The organism is Nocardia sp. NPDC001965 (assembly GCF_053594175.1).
On record NZ_JBSFDZ010000079.1, the window covers coordinates 1 to 7,482 of the forward strand.

General features: G+C 69.0%; 1 protein-coding gene and 1 pseudogene. Both read right to left on the bottom strand.

All coding sequences use genetic code 11. The features are described 5' to 3' along the window. Positions 1-4,337: pseudogene (locus tag ACWCPQ_RS34815) on the bottom strand (amino acid adenylation domain-containing protein); the annotation flags it as partial. Between the two features lie 360 nt (positions 4,338-4,697). Further along, a partial coding sequence (locus ACWCPQ_RS34820) for a condensation domain-containing protein (protein ID WP_449907375.1) occupies positions 4,698-7,482 on the bottom strand: 2,785 nt, incomplete at its 5' end.

Here is a 7,482-nt window from a genome sequence, read left to right on the forward strand (position 1 = left end):
ACCGCGAACGGATCGGCCACGAACCGATCCGCCGTCAGATCCGCACGACCGAAATAACCGACCGCCAACTGCGCGCCCGCCAGATACAACTCACCCGCGACACCGTCCGGTACCGGCCGCAACCTGGCATCCAGCACATAGACCCGCGAATTCCACTGCGGCACACCGATCGGCACAGATACCGAATCGGCTGCGGTCACCCGATGTGTCGTGATCGACACCGCCGCCTCGGTCGGACCGTACAGATTGAACAGTTCGACAGCCGGGAACTGGGTGAGCATCCGCTGCGCCGTCGCCGCCGGCAACGCCTCACCGATGGCCAGCACCCGCCGCAACGAACCCGCGAGACCGTCGTCGGTGCCCGACAGGGCGTCCAACATCGACGGGACCACCGTCAACGTGGTGACCCGCTCCCGGGCCATCAACGCGTTCAGATACGACGGATCGCGATGGCCGTCCACCGCGGCGACGACCGTCCGACCACCGGAGAGCGTTGCAGCCCAGAACTCCCACACCGACAGATCGAAGGTGGCCGCGGTCTTCAAGAGAATCGCATCGGTCGAGTCCAGCCCGAACTCTTCGGCGATGTAGCGCAACTGGTTGACGATCGCCGCGTGCGCAACCGCCACACCCTTCGGACGACCGGTCGAACCCGAGGTGAAGATGATGTACGCCGTATCCGCGGCACGCAACGGCGCCACCCGCTCCGTATCGGTCAGCGGGGACGGATCGAAACCGCCGAGATCGAGGGCATCCAGAACCACCACCGCGGCGGCGGGACCGGAGTCGGCGATCCCGGTATCGCCGGTGGTCAGTACACACACCGGTGCCGCGGTTTCCACGATGTAGCCGGTGCGTTCGGCCGCCTGGTCCGGGTCGACCGGTACATACACACCACCGGCCGTGGCGACGGCGTACATGGCGACCACCAGATCCACCGACCGCCGCAACGCGAGTACCACGCGATCCTGCGGACCCACGCCCTGCGTGATCAGATATCTGGCGAGCCGATTGACCCGGCCACCCAATTCCGCGTAGGTGATCTGCGCACCGTCCGCGGCGACCAGCGCCACCGTGTCCGGACCGGCCGCGACCGACGTGTCCAGCAGCGAAACCAACGTCGCCGCCGAATCCAGTCGATGACCGGTGGAATTGCGCTGCGCGACGATCGCGGTCCGCTCCGCGGGGGCCAGGACCTCCACATCCCCGACCGGTACCGAGGGATCGGCCACCAGGGCGGCGAGCAACCGGGTCAGCCGATCCGCGAAACCCTGCACCGTCGCGTGATCGAACAGCGCGGTGGCATAGGTGAAGTGCCCGGCGATACCCCGCGGTGTGTTCGTCTCGTCGTAGCTGTCACCCACGATCAGGTGCAGGTCGAACTGGGAGACCTCGACCTCGAAGTCCACCCCGGAAACCGTCAGCCCCGGGAGCTCCAGGCTCGACTGCGCCAGGTTCTGGAACGAGAAACCGACCTGGAACAGTGGATGGCGCGCGGTCGACCGGACCGGGTTGAGTACCTCGACCAGGCGCTCGAACGGCACATCGGCGTAGGCGAACGCCGCGATATCGATCTCCCGCTGCCGCGTGAGCAGCTCGGCGAAGGATTCCCCGCGATCGACCTGGGTGCGCAACACCAAGGTGTTGACGAACATCCCGACCAGATCGTCGAGCGCCTGCTCACCACGCCCGGCCACCGGGCTGCCCACCGCGATGTCGTCGGTGCCGGACAGCCGCGACAGCAGCACCGCCAGCGCGGAATGCACGACCATGAACAGGGTCGCGTTGTGCTGCTGGGCGATCCGCAGCAATCCGGCGTGGGTCTGCGCATCGATACCGACGCTCACCCGGCCGCCGACCACCGACTGGACCGCCGGTCGTGGCCGGTCCGCGGGCAGATCCAGCTGGTCCGGCAGCTCCTCCAGCGCCGAGGTCCAGTACCCGATCTGCTCGGCGGCCAGCGAATCCGGATCGCTCTCGTCGCCGAGCAGTTCGCGCTGCCAGATGCTGTAGTCGGCGTACTGGACCGACAGCGGCTCCCAGCCGGGCGCCGAACCGGCCGCCCGTGCGGCGTAGGCGGTCATCAGATCCCGGGTCAGCGGTCCCACCGAGGCGCCGTCGGCGGAGATGTGGTGGACCACCATCGCGAGTACGAATTCGTCCGCGGCGTCCGTCAGCCGGAGCAGCGTGACCCGCAGCGGCACTTCGGCCGTCACATCGAACCCGGTCGACACCATGTCCGAGACGATCGTCACCACGTCCGCGGCGGCCACCGACCGCATCTGCAACTGCGGTGCGGCCTCCCCCACCGGCAGCACCACCTGTACCGGTCCCGACTCGGTCTCCGGATACACTGTGCGCAGGACTTCGTGCCGCGCCACCAGATCCGCGACCGCCGCCCGCAAGGCGTCCACATCCAATGCGCCGGACAGCCGGATCGCCAGCGGAATATGGTAGGCCGCCGACGCTCCGTCGAAGCGGTTCAGGAACCACATGCGCTGCTGTGCCAGCGACAGCGGTACCCGGTCCGGGCGGGGGCGCGCGACCAGCGGCGCGCGGCCACCCGATCCGCTGAGTTCGGCCAGCTTCTGGGCGAACTCGGCCACGGTGGAAGCTTCGAACAGCACGCGGGCCGGGATGCGGGCATCCACGGTGGCGCCCAACCGGCCCGCCACCTGCGCCGCGATCAGCGAATTACCGCCGAGGTCGAAGAAATCGTCGTCCGCACCGACCGGATCGGCGGGGTCGAGCAGATCGGCGAAGACCGCCGCGACCTGTTTCTCCAGCGGAGTCTCCGGCGCCCGGTACTCCTTGGTGCGCAGCTGCGGTCGGGGCAGGCGGCGGCGATCGACTTTACCGCCGGGGGTCAGCGGGATCGTGTCCAGCACGGTGATGCTCGCCGGAACCATGTACGCGGGCAGGCGATTCGCCGCCAGCGTGAGCAATTCGTCGGTATCGACATCGGCACCGTCGGCCGGATGCACATAGCCGGCCAATACCGTGGCACCGCTGGGCGGCTCGTAACCGACGGTGACGGCGAAATCGACCGACTCGTGCCCGCCCAGTACCGCGTCGATCTCACCGAGCTCGATCCGGAAACCACGGATCTTGACCTGGAAATCGTTGCGACCCAGATACTCCAGCGACCCATCGGCGAGCCAGCGCACCAGATCGCCGGTGCGGTAGAGCCGGGAGCCGTCGTCGGTGAACGGATGCGCGACGAAACGCTGCGCGGTCGTCCCCGGCAGTTCGCGGTAGCCCCGCGCCAATTGGGCGCCGCTGACGTAGAGTTCGCCGGTCACCCCGGTGGGCAGCGGCGCCAGCCGTTCGTCCAGGACATATTCGGTGACACCGCGGATCGGGGCGCCGATACTGACCGGGGCGTCCGGGCGCATGGGGTCGCTGATATTGACCGCGACCGTCGCCTCGGTGGGACCGTAGGCATTGAAGAATTCGCGCGGGTTCCCGTTCGCCGAGGTGCCGGCCCAGCGGCGCACCAGATCCGGCGGGCAGGCCTCACCGCCGGTGATCACGACGCGCAGCTCGTCCAGGCCGGACGGATCGACGGAGGCCAGGGCGGCAGGCGTGACGAAGGCATGGGTCACCCCTTCGCTGCGCAGCAGTCCCGCCAGTTCGTCGCCGCCGTACACGGTGGTCGCGACCACGACCATGGTCGCGGCGCCCCCGATCGCCAGCAGCAGTTCCAGTACCGAGGCGTCGAAGGACGGTGAGGCGAAATGCAGCGTCCGAGCGGTCGTATCGACCCGGTAGCGCTCCTTCTGCTCCGCGCAGAATCCGGCCAGACCGGCCTGGGTGACCACCACCCCCTTGGGCATACCGGTAGAACCCGAGGTGTAGATGACATAGGCCGGGTGTTCGGCGCGCAACGGCCGCAGCCGCTCGTCGAAGGAAACCGGTTCGGCCGGGTACTGTTCCAGCCCGGCCGCGGTCTCGGCACTGTCGACGGCCAGCCACTCCACCCGATCGGGCAGACCGGCGGCCGATTCCGTCACGGTCAGGCCGAGGACCGCGCCGGAATCGGTGACCATATGTGTGACACGGTCCACCGGGTAGGTCGGATCGACCGGAACGTAGCCGGCTCCGGTCTTGGCCACCGCCCAGATCGCCACCACCGACTCGATCGAGCGGGTGATCCCGATCGCCACCAGGTCCTCGGGCCCGATCCCGCGGGCGATGAGCAACCGGGCCAGTCGGTTGGAGCGTTCGTCCAGTTCGGCGTAGGTGAGCCGGCCGAGGTTACCGGTGGCGTCCGCGTAACTGACGGCGATACCCGACGGGTTGGTCTCGACCGCCGTCGCCATGAGCTGCGGCAGAGTGGTGCCCCGAGGCCGCCGGTTCCGGGTGGGTCGTGTGCGCGCCGTTCGGGTCATGCCTGCATCACTTCCTGGTGGTGGTCACACTGCTCACCGACAACCGAACCCATCAACCTGCCTTGCCTGCCTCGTTCGCTTCCGACGGCGGTACACCCGCCACCGGCAAACCGCTACCGACCTGCTGGGGCGGTACCTCGCCCGGGCACGATCGATCGCCGCCGGACTCGCCGTCGTCCATCATTACATGGGCCGGAGACGCCCAACTGTTACCACCGAGGATGCCATCACCCGGGGACACCGACCCGTGCCCGGCCGCGCCGGGGCCGGGTGATCCGGGGACCGGCAGGCCGGTCCCCGGACCGTTCAGTCCAGCAGTGCGTCGAGGTCGAGTACCTGCTCCACCTCGGCCCATGCGCCGTCGGGCTGTGCGTTCTCCTCCACGACGAGCGCGAGCAGATCCTCGAGAACGCCGGGATCCAGCGCGTCCAGACCCGCCCGGTCGACCCACAGGTGTGTGACCCATTCGTCGCCGAGCGCCTCGCCGGTGACCTCCGGGACCAGGACGACCGCCGCGCCCACCGCTCCGGCCGCCACGATCTCGACGACCGCGGCGGGACCGTCGGTACGCCCGTACCGGAAGGTCCGGGATTCGTAGGTCAGCTCGGTACCGCTGTGCACCTCGGCCACCACCCCGGCCAACTCGTCGTAGGACAGGACACGACCACCGACTGCCACAGTGGCCGGGTCGCCACCCTGTAGCGGTCGGACCCGGTCGGCGTAGGTCACCGGACGCGACGACTGCGCCGCGATCTCCGCCACGGTATCCGGATCGTCGAGGACCAGCCAGGTGACCTGCGGCGCATCCGGTGCCGAACCCGCCGCGATACCGGCCGTCACCGACAGACCCGCGGCCACGGCGGCATCCACCGCGTCGGCGGGTACCAGCGCCGCACCCGACTTGAGCACTGCCCAGATGGCGACCGCCGCGTCGACCCCGCGATCGAACCGCGTGACCACACCGGTCCCCGGTCCGTGACCGCCCGCGATCAGGACCCGTGCCAGCCGCGACGAACGCGCGTCCAGTTCCTGATAGGTGATCTCGTTCTCACCCCACACCACCGCGGGTGCCTCCGGATCGTCCTCCACCGAGGCACGCAGCGTCTGCGGCAGCGCGGTACCGGTGCTGGCTACGGGCGCCACCTGCTGCGCGGGAGCGGCCATCCGTTCGCGTTCGGCGGTGTCGAGGATATCGATATCGCCCACCCGGATATGCGGGTCGGCGGCCACCGCGGCCAGGATCCGTTCGAACCGGCGGCCGAAGGACTGCACGGTCGACTCGTCGAACAGATCGGTGGCGTAGCCGAACACCGAGAACAGCTCGCCGAAACCACCGTCGGAGTCCCGCTGCGGATCGATACCGATCTGCAGATCGAACTTGGCGGCCAGCGCCTGTTCGCCCAGTGCCTGCACGGTGAGCCCGGGCAGGTCCAGGGTGGGCTGTTCGGTGTTCTGGAAGGCCAGCACCACGCTCAGGAGCGGGTTGTGCCCGCCGGTGCGGCCCGGCAGCACCGATTCCACCACCCGCTCGAACGGGATATCGGCATTGGCGAAGGCCGACAGATCCGTTTCGCGGGCCTGGTCGAGCAGATCGGCGAAGGTCATGGTCGGTTCCACCCGGGTGCGCAACGCCAGAGTGTTGACGAACATACCGACCAGATCGTCGAGTTCCTGCTCACCGCGACCGGCGATCGGGGTGCCGACCACGATGTCACCGGTGTTGGTGAGCCGGGACAGCAGCACCGCCACCGCCGCGTGCATCACCATGAACAATGTCACGCCACGGGCTCGCGCGGACTCGTCCAGCAATCGGTGAACCTCGGCGTCCACCGCGAAACTCGTCAGCCCACCGCGCATGGACGGCAGCGGCGGCCGCGGCCGGTCCAGCGGGAGTTCGACATCCCCGGCGACACCGTCCAGCTGCTTCTGCCAGTAGGCCAGCTGACCGGCGGCGACCGAGGTCGCGTCGGTTTCGTCGCCGACCACTGTCCGCTGCCACAGCGCGAAGTCCGCGTACTGCACCGGCAACGGCGACCAGCCCGGCGCGTCGCCGCCCACGCGGGCGAGATAGGCCGTCACCAGATCCCGGGCCAGCGGCGCCATCGAGGCACCGTCGGCGGCGATATGGTGCGCGACGAATGCGAGCACATGTTCGCCCGGTCCCGTCTCGAGCAGCAGCGCCCGCACCGGAACCTGCTGGGTGACATCGAAACCGGCCGACATCAGTTCACCGATCCGGGCCAGCGGATCGTCGGCCGACGCGGTGATCAGCCCACCGCGCAATACCTCGGTGACCGGCAGGATCTCCTGGTACGGGAGCCCGTCCGCGTCCGCCGGGTACCGGGTGCGCAGGGATTCGTGCCGCTCCAGCACATCCGAGACCGCCGCGCGCATGGCCGCGGTATCGAGGGCACCGGACAGCCGGATCGCCAGCGGGATGTTGTAGGCGGCCGAGCTCGGATCGAACTGGTTGATCAGCCACATCCGCTGCTGGGCCAGCGACAACGGGAGCCGCTCCGGCCGCGGCCCGACCTCGAGGGCCCGGCGGCCACCGGTTCCGGCGTGCTGTTCGACCCGCACGGCCAGACCGGCCACGGTCGGCGCCTCGAACAGCGCCCGCACCGGCACCGTGGTGTCGAGTGCGGCACCGAGGCGCGCCGCGACCTGGGTCGCGACCAGCGAGTTGCCGCCCAGGGTGAAGAAATCGTCGTCGGCGCCGATCCGTTCCACGCCGAGCACGTCGGCATACACTCCGGCCACGATCTCCTCGATCGGGGTCGACGGCGCCCGGAACTCCTGCACCTCGAACACCGGTTCCGGCAATGCCCGGCGATCGAGCTTGCCCGAGGCGTTCAACGGGAACTCGTCGAGCACCATGAGTGCCGCCGGAACCATATAGGTGGGCAACCGGTCGGTCAGGTGCCGGCGCAGTGCCTCGGTGTCGACGACCGCCGTCGGGGCGGGAACCACATAACCCACCAACCGGTCACCGGTCTGCGGATCGGATTTCGCCGTCACCACCGCACGCGCCACCGATTCGTGCTCGGTCAACGCGGTCTCGATCTCACCGAGTTCGATGCGCTGACCACGC